The following is a 24,302-nucleotide window of genomic DNA, read 5'->3' as shown; positions in this document are numbered from 1 at the left end:
GTTTGTGCGACGCCGATCGGGCGATATCAGACGACCGTCGAGATCATGTAGATGTTGATGCCGACGGCGAGCGTCCACGGAATCGCGAGGCCGGCTGGAACGACAGCCCGGTACGTTGGCGGAAGCAGGGGTCGACAGGCGAGGCCGACGGCCAGTGCGCCGGCTTTGAGCGCGAGCATTCCGATGACGCCGTAGCCCGTGATTGCGCTGTGAGCGACCGGGTTCGACTCCGTCAGGCCGAGGTGCAGGCCGACGAAGGTCGTGAGTACGTCCCCGATGAGTGAGACGGCGACGAGTCCCCAGAGCAGCCGTTCGAGTTCGGACGGCGTAATGGCGACCGCTAATCCGCGAGAGCGGAGGACGCCGTTGGATTGCATAGGCTCTCGCCCGGAATCGAACCGGGAGCGGCCCGAGACTGGCCACGTGCCCATCGAGAGGCTCTTACGATCGATGGGTCGCGAAGCGGCAGTATTGTTATCCGAACCATAGATCGGTATCATCGGTCATTACGGCCGAGTAAGCAGTGATAAACTCGAACGAGGGACGCGGACGAATGCGGGCCGGCGAAGTGCTGTAGAGAGCCAGCGCCCGCTCCGGTCAGTTACTCACGAGGATTCACGGGAGTCATAACGAGAGCGGACGACGAGTCGAGCCACCCGTTGCACGACAGGGCGGCAACTCCCTCGAACGGGCGAAGAGAGGGGCGTGCGGGAACGGCTGGCACGACTCGCGTAGCGGTGTGTCGGTTCGGTGGTGTCTCCGCGGTCACCAGCACGGAGACGAGTTCAGGTAGTGGCTCGGGACCCACGAACGGTTGCGTTCAGTGAGACAGATATTATAAGCAAATTCTCCCCACCAATAGGTATCAAATAATTTATTTGTAAGAGACAAAATGGTAGCGACTGCAGGCAAAACGGCTATTCGCAGTTCGCTCGATCCTACGAGGCGTACTGGAGTAACCCGTGTACGTGAATATTAGCTTTAGCGTGAGGGGGTGGAACCGAAGACGGAACCGGCTATCAGTTTATGTCAGAGAAGAGTAATTCGGGAGCTGTTCAGCGACTATCGATGCTCCGTGAACAACTCGATGGGGGGATGGACCGCCGCGAGTTCATTCGGACGCTTGCGACCGGCGGGTACGCGATCGGGGTCGCGCAGTTTCTCGGTGTTGATGATTTTCTCTCGGCCGGCGACGGGGAGGTTCCGGTCGTCACTGCGCTGGTCAGGGAGGATCCGGATGATCCCTGGTCGCTGACGGAGCGGACGCGATACGTCCCTGCGGAGTGGTACGCTGCCGTCAAGAAAGCGTTTGAACTGAACGAACTCCTGGCACAGGTCGCCTTTACCGGGTATCTAGGCAGTGCGGTCGTCCCCGGTTCCTACGAGAACGGAACGGCGGCCGTCTCGGTCGGTATCTCTCGGGATTGGGTGTCACTGCGCGAGTTCATCGAACGGCTCATTGCCGGCTTCCCGGTCGATATCGAGACGATTTTCGAGGGCGACGACTTCGACGACGAGGGCATCGACGACCTTGACGATCTCGAGGGGGGTGCGGATTCGTTCGAACCGCGACTCGTCGAACAGGCCCACAACGGGTACGCTCCGAGCGGCGTTGCCTGTGAGACAGCCACGAGTCTGGCGACGCTCGGACCAGCACTGTATCACCCGGAGACGGAACGGTCGCTCTTCGTCACCGCGAATCACGCCTTCAAGTCCGCATCGGAAGATGAGACGCGCCTCACGCTTCCCATCGAGGGGGGCGATCCGGTCGCGATCGGCACGCTCTCAGCTACCCACCCCGTCCTCGACCTCGCGACGGTCGAACCGACCGGTGAACTCGAGCCGATGAGTCTAATTGACTCGCCATCACCCTTCCGCGTGCGCGGACAGTACACGAGATTCGGCCTTGCAGATCTCATGGCTCGCGGCGAGCGCCTCGAGAAAGTCGGTGCGATGACCGGCCATACGACCGGCGCCATTCAGGGAATCGACGCCGTTACCTGCTTCACGGAGGCGTTCTGTCGGCGTGGACAGATTCGCTGGGGTGGCGAAATGGATCTGACCGACGGGGATAGCGGCTCGGTTAGCTTTCACGAAGATCCAGACGGCGAGGACGGCGATGTCCTGATTGCGGGATTCAACAACGCTCGTACCTGGTGGCCCGGCCAGAGTTACGTCTGGGGCGTTGGTGCGTACAAGATGACTGAGCGCCATGGCTATCACTTCTAACCAACAACCGACCAGCGAACCGGCCTCGGCGAGTACGTCCTGCCGTGAATACCGCTCGGTGAACGATGAGTGAACGATGAGTGATCGACGATCACCCCACGAGCGCGATCGAGAGCCAACGCGCGTTCGGCGTCACACTGCCGGCTCCAGTCCCTCCTCCGGATCCGACGCCGACGGTGGTTCCGGAGGTACATCCGCGGATGAGACGGCGACCGCCTCCCCGTCCGATTCCGGGCGTTCACCGGCCGAAGCAGGACTGGGGAGTGTCACCATGGCCGGCCTCACGATCGTCGTCGATGCTATCGCGATTCTGGCCCTCGTCCTCTTGTTGACACTAGTTGCCCTCCGAACCGGGATACCGCGGGTGGCGTTCTACGGACTGGTCGTGGTCTCCGTTGGCGGCTACGTTTCCATAACTCGACCCTGGCTCAGTAGCTGAGCCCGAACTGGAGCGACGGTCTCGCAGTCGGCACGCGTTTGCCGCACCCACGCCGCCACCGAGAAGCAGCGAGAAGCAGCGAGGAGCAGCAAGGAACAGCGAAAAGAATCGAACAGTATCGAATCGCAGCGAGAAGTATTAGACAGCTACGAACAACACCGAACAGCGACCGATGCGATCGATCGCACTCGGTTACACGCGCGCTTCCGCGAGTTCAGCTTCGAGTCGATCGATCAGCGCGTCGTTGCCGACGAATACCGGCGTCCGCTCGTGGATGTCGTCGGCGTTCGGAGCAACCGTCAACAGCGACTGGTGTCCGTTCGAGGACCTGCCGCCCGCCCGTTCGACGATGTACCCGATCGGATTTCCTTCGAACTGCAACCGAAGCTTCCCCTCCGGACGGGAGACGAGTCCGGGATAGCCGAACACCCCGCCGTAGGTCAGCACCTGATTGATATCGCCGATCATCGCGCCACCGTACCGGAGTTTGTACTCCTGTTCGATCTCGCGGGCGTAGCTTCTGAACTCGTCGGTCCAGTCGGGAACGCGGCCGCCGAAGCCGTAGACGACGGGGTCCTCGGGGAGCGTCACGTTGCGGCGAACGAGTCGTCGCTCGCCACCCGTCAATTCGTACTCCGAGACGGTCTCGTCGGTCGCCAGGACCATCGTCGTGATCGGTCCGTAGAGCACGTACGCCGCCGCGACGAGTTCGTCGCCGCGGGCTGGCAGGGGGGCGTCGTAGACGCCGACGATGGTCCCCATGGCGTTGTTCGATTTGAGGTTCGAGGAGCCGTCGAGCGGGTCGACTGCGACGGCGTAGCCGTCCCCGTCCCCGCAGTCGAGAACCGTGTCTCGCTCCTCGCTTGCGTACTGGCTGATGCCGTCGATCGAGGAGAGACGGTCTGCGAGCAGATCGTCCGCCCAGATGTCGGCTTCCATCTGGGTTTCGCCGCTCGGGTTCTCGGCGTTTGCGCTCCCGCGGCGACCGACCAATCCCTGTCGAATCTCCGTTACCGAACGACTGAGCGTCGTGATGACGCTCTCGACGATCGGATCGGATACCGTCATGCAGCGTTAGTCCTCGAGTGCAGCGTCGGCGGTTTCCTCCTCGTAAATAACCTTTTCGAGCGCATCGAGGAGGCGGGTTGGGTCATCGCGCTGCCAGACGTTCCGGCCGACGGCGAGGCCGGTGCAGCCGGCGTTGACCGCCGCCTCGACCGTCGAAAGGAACTCGTAATCCGAGGTTTTCGAGCCGCCGCTCATGACGACGTTCATATCGCCCGCAGCCTTGCAGGCGTGTTGCATCGCCTCGGGGCTGCCGGGATACTTGACCTTCGCAATGTCAGCTCCGAGTTCGAGCGCGATGCGGCTGGCGTAGGCGATCGTGCCCGGTTTGGTGTCGTTCTTGAGCCCCTGTCCGCGCGGGTAGGACCACATGACGACCGGCAGGTCGTACTCGCGGGCCTTTTCCTGGGCCTTCCGGAACTCTTCGTACATCTCGACCTCGTGGTTCGAACCGCTGTAGACGGTAAAGCCGATGGCGTCGGCTCCCACCTCTGCAGCGTAGTCGACCGACCAGTTGATCGAGGAGTCGGGTTCGCCCATCCACATGTTCGAGGTGCCGTTGAGTTTGGCCAGCAGATTCACGTCGTCCTCGTAGCTCGGGTAGTACCCCTCCGCGATTCCCTTCTGGACGGCCATCGCGGTGACGGCGTCGTGGGTCGCCGTCTCGAAGACCGTCTCCGGGTCGAGTTTCTCCGGCACGTCCGCGAAATCGGTCGGTCCGTGTTCCAGCCCGTGGTCCATCGCGAGGATCAGTGTTTTACCGTCACGAACGATCGGGGAATCGTCGATCGGAATCATCTGTTTGATGGTCCACTAGGCCGCTATATATCTCTGATGGTCCGTATTATCGAAATTACTCATTTGGGTAGTAAGTGTTCGGAACCGGCGTCCAGTCCGGGGTTTGTGAGCTGGTTACACTCGCCAGTACGTGATTAGTTGATGACTTCGCGCGCGTTGTGACGCCACGTCCGAACGTGGAGCACGTCGAGTTCAAGGAGGCGGGCAACGGTCGCGGCGTTGATGGTCGCCAGTCGTTCCGCAGAGCGGATGCCCGCCTCGGCGAGCGTCTCGGCGTCGTCCGGGCCGACTCCGGTTACCGTCGTCACCGGCGTTGGTCGCGGCCAGGGTCGGCTCCCGCTATCGCGTTCGGCGTCTGTCCGGTCCCCGTCGATCACGGTTGCCTCGTCGTCATCGGCGTCCGGAGCCGTTTCCTCGAAGGTCTGCCACGCCTCGCCATCGCTCGCTGCGATCCAGGCGCGTTCGGCCGCCCCGAGTCCGCGAACCTCGTTCGAGCGCCGGTCGAGACTGTGATCGTCGTCGGTCTGGAACGACCACGGCAGCGAAAATCGCCGCCGAAGGCGGTCCGCAAGGGCGTCGTCGATCTCCGTTTCGAGCAGCATCTGGTAGGAGTACTCCTTGTTCGCAACTGCCTCGGGCTCGATATCCGCGGCCGCAAGCGACTCGCGTTCGACCGACTCGAACCGCGAGTTCGATCTGGGAAGCCCCCGTGATTGCCCGGTCGTCTCCACCTCGAACACCTCGTCGGCGTCGGGATCGATCTCGAGTTCGATGCCGAGGCCGATGTCAAGGCTGATCGTTCGCGTTCCGGCGTCCGTTTCCTGCGCCCCGCTTTCGGTGGTGTCGGTTCTGCTGGCATCGATATCGGCGTCGTTGTCAGCGTCAGCATCACTACTGGGCTCGGTATCGCGCTCACTCCCACCGTCTTCGGCCCTCGTTGCGACCGCCGATCGATCGGTATCGTCCTCGTGTTGGCTTCCCGTTCTCGCCCCCGTACCCCGCTCTCGGTCGCGCCCCGAACTCGGCTCCCCCGACTCGGTTACGAACTGTTCTTTACTCACGCGAGTCACCGCTCGTCCGTAGCTCTCACTGTCTAGCCTTGAAACTTGTCCTCGAGTTGACTCCCGTCAGACGCGTTCGGAGCGCGAACAGCGGGCGGGAGACGGACGCTGCGACGGACTCGGGACACCCGGGCTACATTCGGTGGTTCGCCTATCGATTATGCTGACAGACAGCCCGTACAACAGTTCGACGATCGCGTTCCCAGCGACGGTCGTTCAATTGATCCAAACAATTATAATTTCCAACATCAATTGTGGGATATGCGCTCACTCCCGTCCCCCGCTGTGGTCGCGCGTTCGGCGCTCGCTCTCTCTTTCGTCGCCCTCTGCTGTCTCACGGCAGTCTCGCTCGTCGCTGCTGCTCCACCACCGCTGTCCATCTGCGGCGTCTGCGGTCCGGACTCGATCGACGGAGCGACCGGGTCGGGAACGCTCGACATCCACGTCGACGAAACCGGTGACTCGCGCTGGGTCGCCCGCGTCCCCGTCAACAACACGGCGGCCGAAACCTACCGCACGAATACCACCGCACTCGAGACCGCCGTCGAGGACGGCTGGCATCGCTACGACGTCGCTGCCGACGATGCGCGGGACATTACGCCGTCGATCGATCCCGAAAGCCAGACGGTCCGCGTCAACTATACCGTTCCGGGCGTCGCGAGTTCAGCGGTCGGCGACGGGTGGGTTCTCGACTACTTCTACGCCGGCGATACGTCCGACCGGTACGACCTCGTCGCCGAGCGCGTTTCGATTCACCTGCCGGACGGGTACGCGGCGACGAACTCGCCGTCGGGTTCCGCCGCCGAGGATGGAACGCTGACGTGGACTCGTGAGTCCGCTGCGGACGAGTTCGCTACTGACGAGTTCAGCAGTCGGACGTACGTTACCTACGGACCGGCCGGCGTTGCCGGCACGCTCGCTTCCTGGAGTGGGGCGGCGGTGACGTTCGGGCCGCTGGTAACGGTACACGCCGCCCGCGCCGGCGTCGTTCCCGTCGTCGTTCTCGGGTTTGCAATCGGGACGACGAGGCGGTTCGGGATCGGAGGGAACGGACGGGTCGGGAGGTTCGATGCTCGGCGCTCGATCAGCGCCCGCGGTTACACCGCGATCGAGACGGGCTGTGCTGCACTCGGTCTCTCCCCCGGACGACGAACGCTTTCGCTGCTCGCGTTCGGCGCGGGAGCCGTCCTCACTGTCGGGACCTGGGTCGCGTTCGGATTCCCGAACGCAGTCCTCGTCGGCTCGTTCGTCCTCGCCGCCGCGACGTTCCTCCCGCTCGGGCACGCGCTCGAACGCGGCGATACCGCTGCTGTGTGGGCTTATAGCGCACTCGCCGTTCTGGGACCGCTCGCAGCAGCGACTGCCTTTGCGCCGTACGGCAGTTCGCTTTCACTGCTGTACGTCGGCGTCTTGCTGTTTCTCCCGTGGTCGCTCGGGGCCGGACTCGTCGGATACGTTCTCTCCCTGATCGGCCGGCGCGTGGCAACCGAGTGATTCTCGTCGTTGTGACTCACCGTCGGCACTTCCAGTCGTCGACACGCCTTCTGTGCTGTAGAATTCGACGGTCCGTTAGTGGTGAAGCGGCTGTTCGGCCATCTTGCTCCGGAGTTCGTCGAGCCGCGAGCGGGACATGCCCTCCTCGAACTGCTGGATCAGCGCGTAGACCTCTGCGCGCGCGATCTTTACGTTCCCCTCCTCGACGACATCCTCGGGGCGTTCGCGCAGTTCGCGCATCGTCCCGACCGCGAGCAAATACGGAATCGCCCACGCCGAAAGGCGGTTGCCGTGGCATTCGGGGACGACTTCGAGATACCGCTGGGCATCGTCGAGATAGGTTTCCGCGCGGCCCGTAATTCGTTCGACGACGTTCGTCACGCCGCTTTGATTTTCCACCTCGGTGACGGCCTCCACGTCGACGTTCTCCTCGGCCAGCCACTCGGCGGGGAGATAGACGTTGTTTTCCTCGTGGTAGTCCGTCTCGACGTCCTTGGCGATGTTGACCAGTTGTAAGAGCAACGCGAACGATCGGGCGTTGTCCCGCATCTCCGCGGCTCGGTCGGGGGAGGCACCGCGGGCGACCAGTCCGGTGATGAGCGTGCCCACGGTCCCGGCGGCGTACCAGCAGTACTCCTCGAGTTCGTCGAGCGTCTGGAGGCGCAGTCCGCCCTCGTCGGCGTACCGATCGGTGAACATCGCCATCCCGTCGACGAGTTCACGAACGGGTTCGCGCATGATCTCGCGGGGTTCCTCGTCGAGGGTTTCGAACGTGGCTACCACGCGCGGCGTGTTGGCGACGACCTCCCAGTCGTTGGATCGGTTTTCCGGACCTGGAAGCCACGGCTCGATGTCGTCCATGAACGACTCCAGTGATTGTGCTGCGTTCGGATCGAGCAGGCGGTCGTACGTCGAGAGCAGGACAGTCTGTTCCGCCGGCGGAATGTGGCCCGCGTCCTCGATAGTATCAGCAACCCGACACAGGAGGTAGCCCAGGCAGATGTGCTTCGCCATCGGTTCCTCGAGTCGATCGATGGTGATCGAGAAGGTCCGCGAAACGCCATGCACCGCATCGTAACACCACTCCATGTCGGCGTCAGTTGTGTATTCGGACTGGCCCGTAGTCATCTACTCGGTCCTATTTCGACCCCATCCCGGAAAAACACCGCGGTCCAAACATTTCATTCTGTTGGAACTCGCGCCACGGAATCACTGCCGTTAGTGCTCGTGCCACACTCACCCCGGCAGTCCTCGGGACCAACACTATCCCCTTTCATCGCCGACTGGGACGTATGGCGAACACCACCGATTCGGATACGACCGTCCTCGTCGCCGGCTCCCACGGACAGGTCGGCCAGCACGTCACGACTGAACTCGTCGCGAGCGATCACGCCGTCCGCGCGATGGTCCGGGCGGACGACCAGGTCGAGGAGATGGAAGCGATGGGCGCGGAGGCGGTCGTCGCTGACCTGACCGACGCCGTCGATCACGCCGTCGAGGGCTGCGATGCGGTCGTCTTCGCCGCCGGCTCCGGCGGTGAAGACGTCTACGGCGTCGATCGGGACGGAGCAATCCGGCTCATCGATGCCACGGTAGAGGCGGGTATCGACCGATTCGTCATGCTCAGTTCGATGGGTGCGGACGATCCCGAATCCGGTCCCGACCCGCTCCGGAGCTATCTAATCGCGAAGGCCGAAGCCGACACCTACCTTCGCGAGAGTTCGCTCGCGCACACGATCGTTCGGCCGGGCGAGTTGACGAACGAGCCCGGAACCGGCGAGGTTCGGGTCGGGACGGACTTCGAACTGGGCGATGGCGATATTCCGCGCGAGGACGTGGCCACCGTTCTCGTCGCCGCGCTCGACCATTCGTCGCTCGTCGACGAGACGTTCGAACTCCTTGCGGGCGAAGATCCGATCGACGACGCGCTGGCGTCGCTGGCGTCGAAGTGAATAAACCCGATACAACCGACCGTCAGTGGACGACGCGGAGAGACAACAATAAAGAATCGACCCCGCAATAGCTCCGCTATGGACTTCGCACTCTCGGCTGAGCAACAACAGATCCGCGACATGGTCTCGGAGTTCGTCGACGAGGAGGTCGTCCCCGTCGCCGACGAGATCGACCACACGGACGAGTTCCCCCAAGAACTCGTCGATGAGATGGCTGAACTCGGGTTGATGGGGATGCCCTTCCCGGAGGAGTACGGCGGGGCCGGCCTCGACTATCACTCCTACGCGATCGGAATCGAAGAGATTTCGCGCGGCTCAGGCGGCCTCGGAACGGTCGTCGCGGCTCACACCTCGCTCGCGGGGAACATGGTTTACGAGTTCGGCAACGAGTCCCAGAAGGAGTCGTACCTGACGCCACTTGCGGCGGGCGAGGATGTCGGTGCGTTCGCCCTCTCGGAGGCCGGTGCGGGCAGCGACGTGCCGTCGATGGAGACCACCGCCGAGAAGGACGGCGACGAGTACGTGATCGACGGCGGCAAGCTCTGGATTTCGAACGGCTCCGTCGCCGATACGGTCACGGTGTTCGCGAAGACCGACCCCGACGCCGGCAACAAGGGCATCTCCTCGTTCGTCGTGCGCCCCGAGGAAGACGACGGCTTCATCGTCGAGAACACGGAGGAGAAACTCGGCGACAAGGGCTGTCCGACGGCCGAACTCCGGTTCGACGACCTCCGCGTGCCCGAGGACCGCCTGCTCGGCGAGGAGGGCGAGGGCTTCGTTCAGGCGCTGAAGACGCTCAATGGCGGCCGGATCACCATCGCAGCGCGCAGTCTCGGGATCGCGCGAGCGGCGTTCGACGAGGCCCGCGAGTACGCCGGCGAGCGCGAGCAGTTCGGCCAGCCGATCGGCGAGTTCCAGTCGATCAAACACAAGCTCGCGGACATGGACACGAAGATCCAGGCGGCTCGGATGCTGATGCACAAAGCCGCGGACAAGAAGATCCGCGGCGAGGACTACATCAAAGACTCCTCGCAGGCCAAACTCTACGCCAGCGAAATCTCCCGCGAGGTCGCAAACGAGGGCATCCAGATCCACGGCGGCTACGGCTACACCAAGGACTTCCCCGCGGAGCGGTTCTACCGCGACGCTAAACTCAACGAGATCTACGAGGGGACGAGCGAAGTGCTGCGGAACACGATCGGCGACCAGTTGCTCGACAACTAGCTGAACTCGGTTTTCGCGAGACAGTCGACGGCGGACGATTTTTCGAGATCACCGGCGCGATTCACTACATATATCTAACGTGAATTAGACGAGGAAAACGAACTCATGTCCGCCCGCGTTCGAGCCGCCCTCCTGATCGTCCTCGGCATCGGATTACTCGTCAACCCGTTCTATCTTTGGCCGCACCATCCTGATGCATACGAACTCCGCGCAGGCGAGGTTCACTCCGTGTCGGACGCGGAGCGGGTCCCGATCGAATCGCTGCCGCCCGAGACGGCAGCAGCCGTCGAGGCCGCGATCGAAACGACCGAGGCAGCCGACGACCTCCCCGACGGCTGGTTCCGCGAGGATCAGGGCGGCGGGCACGACTGGCCCCGATACGAAAGCCGCGAGGCGGTTCCGACGGCCGGGCTGTTCGAACACGTCTCGGAAGTCGTTACGGTAGACGATACCGCATACAGGCTCAGCATCGTCAAGATGGACCGATCGCCGCCCGTCCTCCCCGAATCGTACCGCATTCCGGTCGGCTTCGCCGGGGCGCTCGCACTGACGCTCGGCGCGATGATGGCGCGGCACGGAACGCCGCAGTTGACGCCACGAAACGCGTGGGCCGTCGTCGGCGTCTGGACCGCCGTTCTTTTCGGAACCGCCGCCTACGACGGCAGCTTTTCGGGGGTGGCTCTCACTACCGTCCGCGAGATTCCGCTCGTCGGCACTGAACTCCCCTCGACCGCCGGTGCAATTATCGGCACCGCCGTCTGGATTTTGCCCGCGATCGGACTCGTCCTCGGCGTCTGCACTCGCCGCGAACGGTGGCGGTCCGGCGTCGGCGGCGTCGGTGAACTCTGTTCCGTCCTCGCGTTCGTGACCGTCACGTGGCCGTTCACGCTCTCCGGTGCGGCGCTCGGATTCTTGATCGGCCAGGATCGAGAGTGATGGCCGGGACGTGACTGATTCACCGAGTTCAGGAGATGAAGCGGTACGCAGAACGGTCACGAAGTCTCCAAACAGTCGCGCATCCACTCGTAGTGGTCGTCCAGTCGGCGTTCGCCGGCCGCCGTCAGCGCGTACGCGTCGTGGATGCCAGCCGTTCGCTTCTCGACGAATCCCGCATCGACGAGCGCCGAGAGCGAGCCGTAGAACGCCTTCGGTTCGATACGATCGTCGTAGTGCGATTCGAGTTGCGATTTGAGCCGCTGGCCGCGCAGTTCTCCGGTTGTTCCGCCTGCCTCTTCCCGTCCGTTCTCGTCTTCCGATTCGTCCTCGGTTGTCGCTTTCGTCGTCCCGCCGTCCGCTCTCCCTGCGGCCGCAAGAAGCACGCAGAGATCACGCCGCCGTCCGCTCTGAAGCCACTTTCCCATATTCTATACTCGGCGAGAATAGCCCACGAGCGTTACGATTCCCGCGCGAGTTCAGACGAATAACCGGATATCCTCGGCCATGGCACCGCTCTGCTCGACCGGCACGGACGACGCCCACTCGACCGAGTCGTATTGCTCGTGGGCAGCTCCCGTCGGCGTTACCTTCGCCGTCTCCTCGCTCTCCACGTCGAATATCACGTTGTACATCGAGATCCGTTCGTCGCGTTGTTCGACAGCGAATCTCGTTCGGCGAACCTTTCTGACGGCCAATTCATACTCGAGTTCACCGCAAATCCCCTCGACGATGGCCGTCGCTGCGTCGATCCAGCGATCGTTCCGACTCACCGCCCGCGCGGGAAGCCCCGGACCGTGAGCGCCGTCGTCGGCGAGGAGCACCTCCCCGCGTTCGTTCGTGATCCCCACCGCCGCGTGGCTGTCGAGGGTGCGATACTCCGGGACCGCTTTCGGACTGATTCGAACGGTCTCAGTGGTCGACAATACGTCCGGTCGCTCGAGAAGCCGTTCTGGATCGACCATCACGGACATGTGAACTCTCTCGCAGTAATGTATTCTGGTTGATGATCCGATTTCAGGAAGATCGAAAGCGAAAACGGGCGCGGTCGGTACCGCTCCGGCAGCCGCGAGTTCAGGTTTGGTTCGTGTTAGTAGTTCCTGAAGCGCGCGCGAACAGCACCGAACCCGGCCCAGAGGAGACCGCCCGTGATCGCCAGCCCGAGAACCGGCCACTCGCCGATCTCGATCCACGCCGTCCCGGTCGCGTCCACCTCGTGGCGGAAGAGAACCCAGCGACCGGCGACCGGTCCGAGTTCGACCGTTCCCGAGCCGACGGCGAGCGAGGCGAGGGCGAGCACGATGGCGAGCGCGCCGAAGAGGGCGAGCGTGGCGATCGCGCCGGCGGCGATCCGCGAGAGCACTTCGCTGGCGGACCGTCGCGCGATCGACTCGTCGGGCGGGCCGTAGACGCCGAACCCCTGCACGGTACTGTTCGGCAGCGCGTCGACGCGGACCCCCGCAGGATACTGCAGCAGGACGCCGGCCATCCAGAGGTCGCCGATCGAGCCGGCACCGTTGGCCGCGAGCGCGACCAGCACGACAGCCGAGAGCTTCGGGATCAGGGCCACGAGTGCGAGCCCGAGCACCGTAATCCCCACGACCGGCGCGAGCAGGACGACGAGCATCTGCGCTCTGGTGTAGCGAGCGCGCTCGACCTCGGTGTAGGCGTAGGGCAGGACGAAGTACGACACCCCGATTCCGTAGGAGGGATCGCTGCCGTATCGGGCCATCGCGACGCCGTGGAAGCACTCGTGGAGTCCGACGACGAGCGCCAGTATCACGAAGGCGAGCCCGCCCCAGAGCACGGCGGTCTCCGGCGGGACCGCCGGCACGGCGATCCGCTCTAGGTGTCGCCCCTGTAGCGCGGCCGCCAGTCGCACACCGCAGTAGGCGAACGCGAAGAACCCGACGACCGCCACGACGAGCCACTGGAGCGCGACCAATCTCGTCAATCGAAACGCCGCGAGCAGCCGCGGAGACTGCCAGCGCCCGGCCGACCGGCTCTCGGACTCGCTCTCGCGCACGCGAAACACTCGTGGTGGCGGCAAAAAAGCGGTATCGATTCGTCGACAGCCGTCCGTGACAGACGGTCCCGTTCGGCGACAGTCGGCGAATCCACTGCGCCATCGCGAACGCTGTTCACAGCGTCCCGACCGGAACCGATACTTTCCCGATGGCCCGCACACGAGTGCAGCGCATGACCGACGAGACAGTGACGACGGAGGAACACGGCAACGGCATCCGAGCGACCTACGACGAGACGGAGACGGAGCGGCGTCTCGAGTTCAGCGTCGTGACGCCAGACGCCGAGAGTTCGGCCGGCGCGGGGACGACCGCCGCAATCGCACAGAATCGCGAGGGGTACGCCATGCTCAAAGTCCGACCGACGGCCGACGGCGACGAACTCGAGCGCTATTATGGCTTCGACATGGCACTCGATCACGTCGCGGAGCTGCTCGAGGTGTCGCCCGGGGCATTGCCGGTTCCGGAGGCGGCGGCGGATATGGGGATGTGAACGGGTCGTGACTGTGAACTCTGAGATCAGGTGACGACGGCGTACAGAAACAGCGTACAGAAGTAAAGCAAGAGTACAGCGCCGAGTGCAAGCAACCGAAACCGGCGGATCTCGGCGGTTTCCTCGCGGTGGGCGCGCTCGACGGCGGCGCGCTCTCGATCGGCGAGTTCGTCCGGATGCTCGAGCCCGCGGTGGAGTCGCTGGAGCCGCCGGGTGTGAAACGGCTGCCCGCAGTCCGGACAGCGAATCGGTGCATCCGACGCGTCGGCCGGTCTGTTCTCGCTTTGCACGGGTGCAGACATATGCCGTCAACGGCTATGAAAACTGGGTCTCTCCCGGGCTGTGAATCGGTGCCGTGCCCGGACTGAGTGCAGGTGTCGGTGGGCGGCGTTACTGGTCCGGAAAAACGGGAGCCATAAATACACGGACGCGAAGGCTCTAGATGAGACTAGTCGTGGCATCAGCATCCGCGCCGTTCCCTCGTCCGATCGGCACGCGCCGTCGCTTCTCAGGACTGCTCACAGCGACCGCCCTCGGCGTCTATCTGCTCTTGATCATCGGCGCAACGACATCGCTAACGGACGCGGCTGCAGCGTGTTCGACGTGGCCAACCTGTCACGCCCCGGCGGACCCGCTGAACCAGACTGAACTCGTGATCGCGTGGGGTCACCGCATCGCTGCTGTTCTGGTCGGCATACTCGTCGCGACGACGGCGTTCGGCGCGATCGCCGGCGACGTTTCGCGCGGCGTTCGGGCGTCGATTCTCGTCGGCGCGGTGTTGTACGTCGTCCAGATCGGCGTCGGTGCGATGACGGCGACCGTGGGCGATGCCGCGATCGTGCCGGGATTGCACCTCGGACTCGGCGTCGTTCTCTTCGGAGCGATCGTGCTCGCGCTGGCCTGGAATCTCGAACGGACGACCGGGGATAAACACGACGACGGCATCGACCGCGAAAGCGGACTACTCGGGGGAGCGGATACCGAACCGGAACCGATCGCAGCCGACAACGCCGACTCCGGAGTCGATTCCGACGCGACCGGTTCCGGTTTCGATCTGCCGACCGGTCGCCTCGCTCGCGCTCGCCTCACCGCCTTTGCCTACTTCAAGATGATGAAGCCGCGGCTGATGTGGCTGCTCTGTCTCGTCGCCGCGGCGGGGATGGCCCTCGCCGCCGGTCGCAATTTGGAAGTGCCGACGATCCTCGCGACGCTCAGCGGGGGCGTCCTCGCGATCGGAGCATCGGGAACCTTCAACCACATCCTGGAGCGCGACGTGGACAAACGGATGTCCAGGACGGCAGACCGGCCGCTTGCGACCGAGCTGATTCCGGTCCGAAACGCCCTGCTCTTCGGCATCGGTCTGACGGCGGCTTCGCTCGCCGTATTCCTGACGATCAACGTGCTGGCGGCCGCACTCGGCCTCGCCGCAATTCTGTTTTACAGCGTCATCTACACGCTGGTTCTCAAACCGAATACCGTCCAGAACACGGTCATCGGCGGGTTCGCTGGCGCGTTGCCGGCGATGATCGGCTGGGCTGCGGTCACGAACGAGATCGGTCTCGGGGGGCTCGCTCTCGCGGGCGTGATCTTCCTCTGGACGCCGGCGCACTTCTACAACCTCGCGCTGGCCTACAAGGACGATTACGCCCGCGGCGGCTTCCCGATGATGCCCGTCGTTCGCGGCGAGACGGCGACGCGAAAACACATCCTCTACTACCTCGCGGCGACGCTCGTCGGGACGGTCGCGCTGGCCTGGATCTCCGATCTCGGCGCGCTGTATGCGGGAACGGTCGTCGTCTTCGGCGGACTCTTCCTCTGGGCGGCGGTTCGTCTCCACTTCAAGCAGACCGAGGCCGCAGCGTTTCACGCGTTCCACGCGTCGAACGCCTTCCTCGGTGCCGTCCTCGTCGCGATTCTCGTGGACGCGCTCGTGCTCACGTCGCCGATCTTTTAGATTCGGGCTAGGCGTCGCCCTGTCGTGCCTCGTCGATCCGTTCGAACTGGTCGGCCGTCAGATCGAGTTCAACCGCGGCGACGTTCTCCTCGAGTTGGTCGGGCGTTCGCGCGCCGACGATCGGCACGCACGTAAAGCGATCCTGTTCGATCAGCCAGCGCAGCGACACTTGGGCTGGCGTGGCGTCGACGTCGCCGGCGACTGATTCGACGGCTTCCAGTACGTCCCAGGCCTGGTCGGTCGCGTAGCGATCTTCGAACATCTCGGAGAGGCTGCCTCGAGAGCCGTCGGGTGCCTCGACGCCGCCGTCGTCGGTGCGTTCGTACTTGCCAGTCAGGAAGCCGCCGCCGAGCGGGGAGTACGGACAGACCGCGAGGTCCTGATCGGCACAGACGTCGAGGTAGTCGCCGACGGCGTCGTAGGCCGCGGCGTTGACCATCGGCTGGGTCACGTCGAAGCGCTCGAGTCCCTCGACGTCGCTGGTCCACAGCGCCTTGGTGAGTTGCCAGGCGGCCATCGTGGAGGCACCGAGGTAGTGGACTTTGCCTTCGCGGACGAGTTCGGTGAGGACGGAGAGGGTTTCTCGGATGGGGGTGTTTTCGTCCCAGCGGTGGATGTAGTAGAGGTCGAGGTAGTCGGTGCCGAGTCGGTCGAGGGTGCCCTCGATCTGGGCGCGGATGTGCTTGCGGCCGAGTCCGGAGTCGTTCGGGCCGGGCTCGCCCCAGCCGTCGAAGGGGAAGTAGACCTTCGAGGCGATGACGAGGTCCTCGCGGTCGTGGTCGCGGTCGTCGAGCCACTCGCCGATCCACTCCTCGCTGGTGCCGTTGGGATCGCCGTAGACGTTTGCGGTGTCGATGAAGTTGATGCCGTGATCCCAGGCGGCATCGAGTAGGTCGTGGGCCTCCTCGCGGGTTGTTTCGACGGTATCGCCGTGTGTCATGCCGAATCGCCAGGTGCCAAAGCAGAGTTTCGAGACGGTCGTTCCGGTGTTACCAAGCGTGGTGTACTCCATAGGGGACCGTATTCCGCGGAGCATCAAAACAGATGTGGGAGAGCGATCACGGCTTGCGTGCTGTTGCTCACCTGAACTCGATTCCGCTCAAATAGTATCCACAAGAGTGCATATTTTAGGTCATTCTACACGCCGTGGTAGGCACGAACCCGAGCATTGATTAGTGTCGCGACCGCCGGTTGCACTATGACGGAGATCATCGACGGCAACGCCGTCGCGAGCCAGATTCGTGACGATCTAACGGCCGCTATCGAGACGCTCGCCGACGCGGGCGCGCGGCCGGGACTGGCGACGGTGTTGATGGGCGACGACCCCGCCAGCCAGACCTACGTGAACATGAAACAGCGCGACTGCGAGGAGGTCGGCATCGAGAGCCACCACGTCGATGTCGACGGGGACGCCTCGCCCGCGGAACTGTACGACGCCATCGCCGACCTCAACGAGGACCCCGACGTTCACGGCTACATCGTCCAGGCTCCGGTCCCGGACCACGTCGACTACCGCGAGGTCATCCGCCGCGTCGACCCGATCAAGGACGTCGACGGCTTCCACCCCGAGAACGTCGGTCGCCTCGTCGCCGGCGACGCCCGCTTTCGGCCCTGCACGCCCCACGGGATCCAGAAATTGCTCGAAACCGCCGGCGTCGAACCGGAAGGAAAAGACGTCACGATCGTCGGCCGCTCGGACATCGTCGGCAAGCCCCTGGCGAACCTCCTGATCCAGAAGGCCGAAGACGGCAACGCCACGGTGACGGTCTGTCACTCCCGCACCGACGATCTCGGCGCGAAGACCCGGAGCGCGGATATCGTCGTCGCCGCCGTCGGCGTCCCCGAACTGATCGACGGCTCGATGATCGGCGAGGGCGCAGTCGTGATCGACGTCGGCGTCAATCGCGTGGATGTCTCCGAACGGCGTTCGGAGGACAGTCAGACGGCGTCTGACCAGTCTGACACCGAGAAGGGATACGAACTCGTCGGCGACGTCGAGTTCGAGAGCGCGAAGGAGAAAGCGAGCGCAATCACGCCCGTTCCGGGCGGCGTCGGACCGATGACGCGCGCAATGTTACTGTACAATACCGTCAAAGCAGCGAGTCTGCAGGAAGACGTCGCCGTCGACCTTCCCTAAGTCGCCCCGAGTTCAGCTCGAGCGACGCCGTCAGACCGTTCGTTCTCGGCCGTCAGTTTCAGTCGTCAGTTCCGTTTTGCCGTCCGCCCGGTTGTCTCCGGCGGTGAGCGCGGTTCACCCAGTCCGCTCGTCGTCGAACCGGATCAGGTTGCGTTCCTCGAGTTGCATGAGGAAGTGAGCGAGCGTCTCGTCGACCGGTTCGACGCGCTCAGCCTCGTGCGCGTCCGCGACGATAGCCGCGAGTTCGGCGACGGTGTGCTCGCCGTCGCAGTGTTTCCAGACGGTCGCGCCGACGGGGTCGAGCGTGAGGTCGCGTTCCCGGCTCGTCCCGAAGAGGTCGAACAGGAACCGATCGAGCCGGTTTCGCGGCGATTTCGTCCAGGTGATCGTGACCCGAGACTCGCCGTCGACGGTCGTCGCTTCCCAGTCGTCGGCGGCTCGAACCGGTGTTGCCGTCGGCCCGTGTGAGCTCATAGTTCTGATTTTGGTTCTTTGGTTCTGGTTCTGGTTCTGTTTACGCGTCGGCGACGTTACCGGTGTTCCGGAGCACGCTGGCCGTAAAGAGACCGATCAGGGCGACGATTGCGACGCCGCCGAGGATCGTCTGCGTGTCACCGGCGAGACCCAGCGCGAACGGTGCGCCGCTTGCGGCACCGGTGCCGGTGATGTACAGCGCGCCGATGACGATCCCCATGATCGCCTCGCCGGTGATCAACCCGGCCGCGACGATCCGGCCGCGAGAGGTCGCCTGTGCCGCGAGCGTACCGTCTTCGTCGTCCTTTCGTGCGACGTACTTATCGATTCCCGCGCGGAGCAGGCCGCCGAGGAAGATCGGCGTCGCGAGCGTGATCGGCAGGTAGATGCCGACCGCGAACGGCAGGACGGGAACGTCCATGAGGATCAGGACGCACGCGAAGACGGCACCGATGAGGATCATCCCCCACTGGGCGGTGCCCGTGAGGACGCCCTCGGAGATGAGCGCCATCATCCCGGCCTGGGGGGCGGGGATGGTGTCGCTGCCGATCCCGTAGGCTTCGTTGAAGAAGTACAGAATCCAGCCGGCGAACAGCGCCGAGAGGGCGATGCCGATCACCTGTGCGATCTGTTGTTTGCGCGGCGTCGCACCGAGGAGGTAGCCGGTTTTTAAGTCCTGAGACGTGTCGCCGGCGACGGCTGCGGCGATGGCGACGACAGAGGCAGTCATCAGCACGACGACGGGGTCGTTCACGCCGGTCGATTTCAGGGCCAGCGCGGCGATCAGGATCGTCGCCACGGCCATCCCGGAGACGGGGTTCGACGAGCTGCCGACGACCCCGACGAGGTAGGCCGACACGGCGACGAAGAGGAACGCGGCGATGACCGCGATGAAGCCGCCGAGAATCCCGACTTGCACCTGTGGGACGGCGACCAGCGCGAGCGCGATCAGCACGGCACCGCCGACGACGAGCTTCATCGGGAGGTCCCGCTGCGTGCGCTTTCGAGAGTCGGTCGCGGTCGCTGCGGAGCCGCGGAGTTCCTCGAACGCGGTTCCGAGCGCGTCGACGATCGTGCCGCGCATCGAGACGATGGCGTAGAATCCGCCGACGATCATCGCGCCGGCACCCACGTAGCGGATGTATTCGTCCCAGACTGCGTCGGCCTGGGCGATAAGTGCCGCGTCAGCGGCTGATTCGGGGACGAATCCGCCCGTGATGAGCAGCGGAATCAGCATCATCCAGGCGATGAGTCCGCCGCCGAAGACGTAGCCGGCGATCTTCGGACCGATAATGTACCCGACGCCGACGAGCGCAGGTGTAAAGTCACCGCCGATGGCGAACCCGCGGGTTTGACCCGCCGAAAACGCCGTCTGGAGCGTCGTCCGAAAGGCGGCCATCCCGTTGGCCAGCCACATGTAGATGAAACTCACGATGAAGCCGAACGAGATGAGCTTCACGCCGTCGTCGCCCTCGTTGCCGGCCTCGAGAACGTCCGCACACGCAGTCCCCTCGGGGTAGGGAAGCTCCTCGTGTTTATCGACGATGAGATACCGCCGCATCGGGATCATAAACAGAACCCCGAGCAGTCCGCCCAGAACCGCGACCGCTGCGGTTCCGACGATGTCGATCGGCTGATCGAGGAACGTGACGCCGGCGATCGTAAAGATCACACCGGCTGCCAGTGCCTCGCCAGCGGAGGTCATCGTCTGGACGATGTTGTTTTCGAGGATCGTCCCGCCGATACCGGCCCGGCGAAGGCCGTAGAAAATCCCCATGCTGATGACTGCGGCCGGGATGGAGGCGCTGATCGTCATCCCCGAGCGCATCCCGAGGTACATATTCGCGGTGAGCATCACCACGTTGAGCGCGAGGCCGATCACGACCGCCTTGATCGTGAGTTCAGCAATACTTTGCCCCGCCGGGATGTACGGACTCGGGCCGCCGCCTGCTGAACTCGGTTCAGTTGCTGTTCGACTACCGCCTGCTTCCACTTGTTCTTCCGATGATCTCTGTGACATGGTCACGTACAGCAGACGCCTTGGATGGGCGGCATCCGTCGGCCGCGTGCCCCAATCAGGCTGTCAAAACCGAAGGGTAGCTCATCGGAGCGTTCGTCCGACAGGTCTGTCCATGGCAGACGTCCACTACGTCTGCTTGAACGGTAACCGATCGCGCGTATAAATGTGGTAAGATTTGGACCGACCGAATACTATATGTTGTCGTTTCTCATGGTTGGGCGATGAGAACAGCACTCAGTCACCGTCAACTGAGTGAAAACAAGTGACACTGCCGTTATTCGAGTTCAGCTAACTGATCTCGGGCGCGCGAGACGGCGTCTTCGTTGCCGGCTCCTCGCCCCCGCAGGCCGTCCGCGAGGTCGCGCGTTACCTCGACGAGGCGGTCGGCGACCTCCGGTTCGATATCGCCGTCGAGCATTCGCACGCGGGTGACGTGCTCGCCGAGCGTTTCGAGGGCGGCGCGTTCGGGACTCGTCAGATCGTGGTCGCGCTCGTCGAGCCAGGTTCGGAGGTCGCGGCGGTACGCGCTAATTGCGTTCGCGTATGCGAGGCCGCGCGCCGCTCGAAGCGGCGGCGGAACCTCGTCGGCGGGCGGGCGCGTCCCCGTATCGGCGTCGCGCAGCAAGGAGAGAAAGTACAGTTCCTCGCGCTCGTCGAGGGCGACCGACGATTCGCGGGCGATGATATCGGCGACGTGGTGCAGTTCGGCGGCAACGAGATAGGTGTCGGTAAGATCGCGGAGCGAACCACCGCTGATGAACCCGCGCTGGCGGACGAACTCGCGACAGTGATCGCGGGTGCGGTCGGCGAGTTCGTCGGTCGGGACGTCATCGATCGCGTTCCGGATCGACGTGAGATCGAACGAGACCGGTTGGTCGGTGTGTTCGGATCGGTCGTCGATGCCGACGCTGTGGAGGCTGCCGCAGGCGGGACAGTCGATGCTTCCGGTTTCGTAGTACGACCACCGAGTTCCACACTCGGTGCACTCGCGCTCGCCCCGTATTTTCATGCGCGGTCGTACGGTGAGTGGACAAAAAGTCCTCACGGACTCCCCCGGTCGTGGACGCTGCTCGTAACAACTGATTGGCCGGTGATCGGCCATCGGTGCCGTCGAGTCAGACGGTCTGCTGTGGCTTTCCCAGCGCACTCGTGACCCGTCCTGCGGGTGCGCCGGAACTGACTGACAGCGGTCCGTATCGGGGACGAAAACGCCCGACTACCACGTGAAACAACGGCGAGCGAGCGACAGCCGCTGGACAATGACCTATTGGCAACACGGGACACGACTCCCGGCGGTCTTTTGTGTCTCTCGGGAAAACACGGGACTATGCGCGACGAAGACGAAATCCGCGAGCAGTACGAGTTCCTGACTGAACACCTCGAAAGCGAGGAGATGAATCACGACGGCGTCGAGCAGATGTTCACCTACTACAAACGGGCCATCGGGTGGGTGTTAGAGGAAGAGCATATGTGATATCCGGCGTGAATACATCATAAATCGACACTATGTCGGTAGGTTTAAGTAGGACCAGCGGAATCTTTCAGGTGACGCTTCGCTTGGAGGGCCGAAGCGTCAGCGGGGACCAATTCAGGGCGGCAAGCGATCGCGTGGCGTTTTTCCCGCCACGCGATTTGCTTTCCTGTTTACTATACTCGTGAGCGGCTGTACTATCCGTCTCGCCCATCTCGGTACCGACGAGCGAACTCGTTCGGCCGGTAAGATACGTGCCGAAATGAGACGGACACTAAACATGAACCGCTCATTATGTGTGTTTCCATCTAAAATGCGTCATGGGTGTTAGTATTCGAAATTCGGCGAAACAACCTGCTATCCAGGTAATAGGCCTATTTCTATCGAAACAACCCGATAGCCTTATTAAAATTCGACAGTAAGTGCAGATGGTACTTTCCCAATGTACGACCTGACAGGATTCCAGCGTGATCTGCTGTACGTCATTGCTGGCGAGGAAGAGCCCCACGGACTGGCGATCAAGGAGGAACTCGAGCAGTACTACGAGAAGGAGATCCATCACGGTCGTCTCTATCCCAATCTCGACACGCTGGTCGACAAGGGACTCGTCGAGAAGGGCCACCGTGACCGGCGGACGAACTTCTATACGCTCACCCGGCGCGGCCGACGCGAACTCGAAGCTCGGCGGGAGTGGGAAGCACAGTACGTCGATCTATAGGTCTCGAGTCGGTCCGGTCGGTGGGTCCGAATCGCTGTCGAGTCCGACAGGGGGCTTATGTAGGACCGCGAAGAACAGCAGTAAGTGAACGAGGTCGTGTTGCAACTCGCCGATGCGCCACTCGACGAGACGGTCATTCGCATCGCGCTCGCGGGTGCGCTCGGAATGTTTCTTGGACTCGAACGGGAGTGGTCACAGAAGTCGGCTGGGATTCGCACGTTCTCCCTCGTTAGTCTGCTTGCCTCCGTCTTTACGATCCTCGTGCTCGAAACGAACATCGGCGAGAGTCTGTTGTTCCTCGGCGGCCTGCTCGTGATCGTCCAGGGCGTGTTACTCGCGGTTCAGGGACTCCTCGGCGAGGAGGATGCCGGCCTTTCGCTGACGACCTCCGTCTCGATGCTCGTCGCCTACGGCGTCGGCTCGCTCGTCGCCGCGGGGTTCATCATCGAGGGCGTCACCGTGGCCGTCCTCTCGTCGCTGTTGCTCGTCTTAAAGCGCGAACTCCACGAGTTCGCCTGGGGACTCACCAGAGAGGAGATGCGCTCGACGACGGAGTTTGCGATTCTGGCGTTCGTCATCTACCCGCTCTTGCCGGCGGAGACGGAACTCGAACTCGGCGGGTTGACGATCCCGCTCGAACCGCAGGTTATCTGGCTCATGGTCGTGGCCGTCGCCGGGATCGGGATCGTCAACTACGCGATCGTCTCGACCTACGGCGGGCGCGGCATCGCCGTGACCGGCTTCTTCGGGGGGCTCGCGTCCTCGACGGCGGTCGTCGGGACGATGCTCGATCACGTCAGGCAGCGTCCCGATGCGGCGTCGTATGCCGTCGCCGCAATCTTGCTCGCAAACGCCGCGATGGCGACCCGAAACCTGGCGATTGCAGTCGGCTTTACGATGGGAACGGAGACGGACGTGCTCGTCGAAGCGATCGTGCCGCTCGGGGCCGTTATCCTCGTCGCGTTCGTCATCGCGGCGCTCACCGCGGACTGGCGCGAGTCGAGTGCGATGGATCTCGAAAGTCCGTTCTCGCTGAAGAACGCGCTCGCGTTCGGGGCCGTCTTCCTCGTCGTGCTCGTGTTCGGGTCGCTCGCGGAGACCTGGTTCGGAACGCTCGGGTTCTACGCGACGGCCGTCGCGAGCGGATTCGTCTCGAGCGCCGGCGCGACCACGTCCGCGGTCGTCCTCTATCGCGGCGGCCAACTCGGTCCGCCGGAGGCGACGATCGCCATCCTGCTCGCGACAGTGTCGAGTATCGTCGTCAAGGCGATGCTCGCAGCCACCTCGCCAAATACGAGCTTTCGCAATCAAGTCGCCCTGTACAGCGGGTTGCTGCTGGTCGGCGGGGCGGTGGCGACGGCCGTCGTCGTCCTCTGATCGGTGGTCGGATCCGCGTTCGCTCTGTGCCGCTCGGCCTCCACACGAAGGGCGCAGGTTCATCCACCTGCCGCGGCTACAACAGGTACCATGGCTATGATCGGGCTACTCACCGTCGGGAAGAAAGCGATGACGATCGGCTACCGGCGCTACGGCGTCCCGGGAGCGCTCGCACTCGGCGCGCTCACACTCGTCGGCTACGTCCTCCTGCGCCGCGCACTCGATCGGGCCGCCGATTCGGAGCGCGTGCCGAACGCCGTCGACGTCGAGACCATCCAGACCGCGGTCGAGAACGAGGGCGTCGGCGCGGTCGCCGATCCGACGACGCTCGGCGACGCGATCGATCCGGAGGGGATCAACGAGGCGTTTACAGGGGACGAGAGCGACTCCCAGCCGATCGAGTTCAGCGGCGACGAAGAGTCGGCCGATCAGTAATCGG

26 protein-coding genes are annotated in these 24,302 nt (G+C 63.7%); 13 read left to right on the top strand and 13 right to left on the bottom strand.

Annotation, left to right across the window (positions count from 1 at the left end; all coding sequences use genetic code 11):
- Nucleotides 1-26: 26 nt before the first annotated feature.
- A complete protein-coding gene (locus tag C480_RS03640) occupies nt 27-377 on the bottom strand; it encodes a DUF5658 family protein (protein ID WP_006664268.1) in 351 nt (116 codons plus the stop codon).
- A 691-nt stretch (nt 378-1,068) separates the two neighbouring features.
- Between C480_RS03640 and C480_RS03635 the strand changes: the two genes are divergently transcribed.
- Nucleotides 1,069-2,229: a hypothetical protein gene (locus C480_RS03635; protein WP_006664267.1), complete on the top strand. Its 1,161-nt coding sequence runs from the start codon at nt 1,069-1,071 to the stop codon at nt 2,227-2,229.
- A gap of 76 nt (nt 2,230-2,305) precedes the next feature.
- Nucleotides 2,306-2,668: a hypothetical protein gene (locus tag C480_RS23620; protein WP_006664266.1), complete on the top strand. Its 363-nt coding sequence runs from the start codon at nt 2,306-2,308 to the stop codon at nt 2,666-2,668.
- Between the two features lie 192 nt (nt 2,669-2,860).
- On the opposite strand, the gene C480_RS03625 is transcribed toward C480_RS23620, so the two are convergent.
- From C480_RS03625 to C480_RS03615, 3 genes are all read right to left on the bottom strand, one after another.
- Nucleotides 2,861-3,736, bottom strand: a complete 876-nt coding sequence (locus C480_RS03625; RefSeq protein ID WP_006664265.1) for a class 1 fructose-bisphosphatase — start codon at nt 3,734-3,736, stop codon at nt 2,861-2,863.
- A 6-nt stretch (nt 3,737-3,742) separates the two neighbouring features.
- The gene (locus C480_RS03620) at nt 3,743-4,531 is read right to left on the bottom strand and encodes a class I fructose-bisphosphate aldolase (protein ID WP_006664264.1); all 789 of its coding nucleotides are present in this window, start codon (nt 4,529-4,531) and stop codon (nt 3,743-3,745) included.
- Nucleotides 4,532-4,665: 134 nt separating this feature from the next.
- On the bottom strand, nt 4,666-5,592 hold the full coding sequence (locus C480_RS03615) for a helix-hairpin-helix domain-containing protein (protein ID WP_006664263.1): 927 nt from the start codon (nt 5,590-5,592) through the stop codon (nt 4,666-4,668).
- Between the two features lie 261 nt (nt 5,593-5,853).
- Between C480_RS03615 and C480_RS03610 the strand changes: the two genes are divergently transcribed.
- Complete coding sequence (locus C480_RS03610) at nt 5,854-7,086, top strand: hypothetical protein (RefSeq protein ID WP_049903152.1); 1,233 nt, start codon at nt 5,854-5,856, stop codon at nt 7,084-7,086.
- Nucleotides 7,087-7,161: 75 nt separating this feature from the next.
- Here C480_RS03610 and C480_RS03605 read toward each other — a convergent pair whose 3' ends face one another.
- A complete protein-coding gene (locus C480_RS03605) occupies nt 7,162-8,214 on the bottom strand; it encodes a phytoene/squalene synthase family protein (RefSeq protein WP_006664261.1) in 1,053 nt (350 codons plus the stop codon).
- Nucleotides 8,215-8,378: 164 nt separating this feature from the next.
- On the opposite strand from C480_RS03605, the gene C480_RS03600 reads away from it, so the two are divergent.
- From C480_RS03600 to C480_RS03590, 3 genes are all read left to right on the top strand, one after another.
- Nucleotides 8,379-9,038 carry an SDR family oxidoreductase gene (locus C480_RS03600; protein ID WP_006664260.1) on the top strand — a complete coding sequence of 220 codons (660 nt, stop codon included), beginning with the start codon at nt 8,379-8,381 and terminating at the stop codon, nt 9,036-9,038.
- A 78-nt stretch (nt 9,039-9,116) separates the two neighbouring features.
- Nucleotides 9,117-10,262: an acyl-CoA dehydrogenase gene (locus C480_RS03595; protein WP_006664259.1), complete on the top strand. Its 1,146-nt coding sequence runs from the start codon at nt 9,117-9,119 to the stop codon at nt 10,260-10,262.
- Between the two features lie 105 nt (nt 10,263-10,367).
- A complete protein-coding gene (locus C480_RS03590; RefSeq protein WP_006664258.1) occupies nt 10,368-11,198 on the top strand; it encodes a hypothetical protein in 831 nt (276 codons plus the stop codon).
- A gap of 56 nt (nt 11,199-11,254) precedes the next feature.
- On the opposite strand, the gene C480_RS03585 is transcribed toward C480_RS03590, so the two are convergent.
- From C480_RS03585 to C480_RS03575, 3 genes are all read right to left on the bottom strand, one after another.
- Nucleotides 11,255-11,623, bottom strand: a complete 369-nt coding sequence (locus tag C480_RS03585; RefSeq protein ID WP_006664257.1) for a helix-turn-helix transcriptional regulator — start codon at nt 11,621-11,623, stop codon at nt 11,255-11,257.
- Between the two features lie 51 nt (nt 11,624-11,674).
- The gene (locus C480_RS03580; protein WP_241433778.1) at nt 11,675-12,160 is read right to left on the bottom strand and encodes a hypothetical protein; all 486 of its coding nucleotides are present in this window, start codon (nt 12,158-12,160) and stop codon (nt 11,675-11,677) included.
- A 125-nt stretch (nt 12,161-12,285) separates the two neighbouring features.
- Nucleotides 12,286-13,230: a DUF3267 domain-containing protein gene (locus C480_RS03575; RefSeq protein WP_006664255.1), complete on the bottom strand. Its 945-nt coding sequence runs from the start codon at nt 13,228-13,230 to the stop codon at nt 12,286-12,288.
- Between the two features lie 164 nt (nt 13,231-13,394).
- Here C480_RS03575 and C480_RS03570 point away from each other — a divergent pair, with 164 nt between their 5' ends.
- The gene (locus tag C480_RS03570) at nt 13,395-13,712 is read left to right on the top strand and encodes a DUF7111 family protein (RefSeq protein WP_006664254.1); all 318 of its coding nucleotides are present in this window, start codon (nt 13,395-13,397) and stop codon (nt 13,710-13,712) included.
- A 26-nt stretch (nt 13,713-13,738) separates the two neighbouring features.
- On the opposite strand, the gene C480_RS03565 is transcribed toward C480_RS03570, so the two are convergent.
- The gene (locus C480_RS03565; RefSeq protein WP_006664253.1) at nt 13,739-14,014 is read right to left on the bottom strand and encodes a hypothetical protein; all 276 of its coding nucleotides are present in this window, start codon (nt 14,012-14,014) and stop codon (nt 13,739-13,741) included.
- 152 nt (nt 14,015-14,166) lie between these two features.
- Here C480_RS03565 and C480_RS03560 point away from each other — a divergent pair, with 152 nt between their 5' ends.
- Entirely contained in the window at nt 14,167-15,666 is a 1,500-nt protein-coding gene (locus C480_RS03560; RefSeq protein ID WP_049903194.1) for a heme o synthase, read from the top strand.
- A gap of 7 nt (nt 15,667-15,673) precedes the next feature.
- Here C480_RS03560 and C480_RS03555 read toward each other — a convergent pair whose 3' ends face one another.
- Nucleotides 15,674-16,678: an aldo/keto reductase gene (locus tag C480_RS03555; protein ID WP_006664251.1), complete on the bottom strand. Its 1,005-nt coding sequence runs from the start codon at nt 16,676-16,678 to the stop codon at nt 15,674-15,676.
- Between the two features lie 186 nt (nt 16,679-16,864).
- On the opposite strand from C480_RS03555, the gene C480_RS03550 reads away from it, so the two are divergent.
- Nucleotides 16,865-17,803, top strand: coding sequence for a bifunctional methylenetetrahydrofolate dehydrogenase/methenyltetrahydrofolate cyclohydrolase (locus C480_RS03550; RefSeq protein WP_006664250.1), 939 nt, complete (start codon nt 16,865-16,867; stop codon nt 17,801-17,803).
- Between the two features lie 114 nt (nt 17,804-17,917).
- On the opposite strand, the gene C480_RS03545 is transcribed toward C480_RS03550, so the two are convergent.
- From C480_RS03545 to C480_RS03535, 3 genes are all read right to left on the bottom strand, one after another.
- The gene (locus C480_RS03545; protein WP_006109725.1) at nt 17,918-18,277 is read right to left on the bottom strand and encodes a PqqD family protein; all 360 of its coding nucleotides are present in this window, start codon (nt 18,275-18,277) and stop codon (nt 17,918-17,920) included.
- A 40-nt stretch (nt 18,278-18,317) separates the two neighbouring features.
- Entirely contained in the window at nt 18,318-20,297 is a 1,980-nt protein-coding gene (locus C480_RS03540; RefSeq protein ID WP_049903150.1) for an OPT family oligopeptide transporter, read from the bottom strand.
- A 274-nt stretch (nt 20,298-20,571) separates the two neighbouring features.
- Nucleotides 20,572-21,306 carry a DUF7117 family protein gene (locus C480_RS03535; RefSeq protein ID WP_006664248.1) on the bottom strand — a complete coding sequence of 245 codons (735 nt, stop codon included), beginning with the start codon at nt 21,304-21,306 and terminating at the stop codon, nt 20,572-20,574.
- A gap of 318 nt (nt 21,307-21,624) precedes the next feature.
- Here C480_RS03535 and C480_RS23720 point away from each other — a divergent pair, with 318 nt between their 5' ends.
- The 4 genes from C480_RS23720 (at nt 21,625) to C480_RS03520 (ending at nt 24,298) form a co-directional block, all read left to right on the top strand.
- A complete protein-coding gene (locus C480_RS23720) occupies nt 21,625-21,771 on the top strand; it encodes a hypothetical protein (protein WP_006109722.1) in 147 nt (48 codons plus the stop codon).
- Between the two features lie 439 nt (nt 21,772-22,210).
- Complete coding sequence (locus C480_RS03530) at nt 22,211-22,486, top strand: PadR family transcriptional regulator (protein WP_006109721.1); 276 nt, start codon at nt 22,211-22,213, stop codon at nt 22,484-22,486.
- Nucleotides 22,487-22,570: 84 nt separating this feature from the next.
- Nucleotides 22,571-23,863 (top strand): MgtC/SapB family protein, encoded by a 1,293-nt coding sequence (locus C480_RS03525; RefSeq protein ID WP_006664247.1) that lies wholly within the window; start codon nt 22,571-22,573, stop codon nt 23,861-23,863.
- 96 nt (nt 23,864-23,959) lie between these two features.
- The gene (locus tag C480_RS03520) at nt 23,960-24,298 is read left to right on the top strand and encodes a hypothetical protein (RefSeq protein ID WP_006664246.1); all 339 of its coding nucleotides are present in this window, start codon (nt 23,960-23,962) and stop codon (nt 24,296-24,298) included.
- The last annotated feature ends 4 nt before the right edge of the window (nt 24,299-24,302 follow it).

The organism is Natrialba aegyptia DSM 13077, assembly GCF_000337535.1.
Taxonomy (GTDB): domain Archaea; phylum Halobacteriota; class Halobacteria; order Halobacteriales; family Natrialbaceae; genus Natrialba; species Natrialba aegyptia.
This window is presented reverse-complemented; position numbering and strand designations above follow the sequence as displayed.

Bases quoted from the DNA above. Each gene is read 5' to 3' on its own strand.
- C480_RS03640 (WP_006664268.1), bottom strand. From the start codon at position 377: ATGCAATCCAACGGCGTCCTCCGCTCTCGCGGATTAGCGGTCGCCATT.
- C480_RS03635 (WP_006664267.1), top strand. From the start codon at position 1,069: ATGCTCCGTGAACAACTCGATGGGGGGATGGACCGCCGCGAGTTCATT.
- C480_RS23620 (WP_006664266.1), top strand. From the start codon at position 2,306: ATGAGTGATCGACGATCACCCCACGAGCGCGATCGAGAGCCAACGCGC.
- C480_RS03625 (WP_006664265.1), bottom strand. From the start codon at position 3,736: ATGACGGTATCCGATCCGATCGTCGAGAGCGTCATCACGACGCTCAGT.
- C480_RS03620 (WP_006664264.1), bottom strand. From the start codon at position 4,531: ATGATTCCGATCGACGATTCCCCGATCGTTCGTGACGGTAAAACACTG.
- C480_RS03610 (WP_049903152.1), top strand. From the start codon at position 5,854: ATGCGCTCACTCCCGTCCCCCGCTGTGGTCGCGCGTTCGGCGCTCGCT.
- C480_RS03605 (WP_006664261.1), bottom strand. From the start codon at position 8,214: ATGACTACGGGCCAGTCCGAATACACAACTGACGCCGACATGGAGTGG.
- C480_RS03600 (WP_006664260.1), top strand. From the start codon at position 8,379: ATGGCGAACACCACCGATTCGGATACGACCGTCCTCGTCGCCGGCTCC.
- C480_RS03595 (WP_006664259.1), top strand. From the start codon at position 9,117: ATGGACTTCGCACTCTCGGCTGAGCAACAACAGATCCGCGACATGGTC.
- C480_RS03590 (WP_006664258.1), top strand. From the start codon at position 10,368: ATGTCCGCCCGCGTTCGAGCCGCCCTCCTGATCGTCCTCGGCATCGGA.
- C480_RS03585 (WP_006664257.1), bottom strand. From the start codon at position 11,623: ATGGGAAAGTGGCTTCAGAGCGGACGGCGGCGTGATCTCTGCGTGCTT.
- C480_RS03580 (WP_241433778.1), bottom strand. From the start codon at position 12,160: ATGGTCGATCCAGAACGGCTTCTCGAGCGACCGGACGTATTGTCGACC.
- C480_RS03570 (WP_006664254.1), top strand. From the start codon at position 13,395: ATGACCGACGAGACAGTGACGACGGAGGAACACGGCAACGGCATCCGA.
- C480_RS03565 (WP_006664253.1), bottom strand. From the start codon at position 14,014: ATGTCTGCACCCGTGCAAAGCGAGAACAGACCGGCCGACGCGTCGGAT.
- C480_RS03555 (WP_006664251.1), bottom strand. From the start codon at position 16,678: ATGGAGTACACCACGCTTGGTAACACCGGAACGACCGTCTCGAAACTC.
- C480_RS03550 (WP_006664250.1), top strand. From the start codon at position 16,865: ATGACGGAGATCATCGACGGCAACGCCGTCGCGAGCCAGATTCGTGAC.
- C480_RS03545 (WP_006109725.1), bottom strand. From the start codon at position 18,277: ATGAGCTCACACGGGCCGACGGCAACACCGGTTCGAGCCGCCGACGAC.
- C480_RS03540 (WP_049903150.1), bottom strand. From the start codon at position 20,297: ATGTCACAGAGATCATCGGAAGAACAAGTGGAAGCAGGCGGTAGTCGA.
- C480_RS03535 (WP_006664248.1), bottom strand. From the start codon at position 21,306: ATGAAAATACGGGGCGAGCGCGAGTGCACCGAGTGTGGAACTCGGTGG.
- C480_RS23720 (WP_006109722.1), top strand. From the start codon at position 21,625: ATGCGCGACGAAGACGAAATCCGCGAGCAGTACGAGTTCCTGACTGAA.
- C480_RS03530 (WP_006109721.1), top strand. From the start codon at position 22,211: ATGTACGACCTGACAGGATTCCAGCGTGATCTGCTGTACGTCATTGCT.
- C480_RS03520 (WP_006664246.1), top strand. From the start codon at position 23,960: ATGATCGGGCTACTCACCGTCGGGAAGAAAGCGATGACGATCGGCTAC.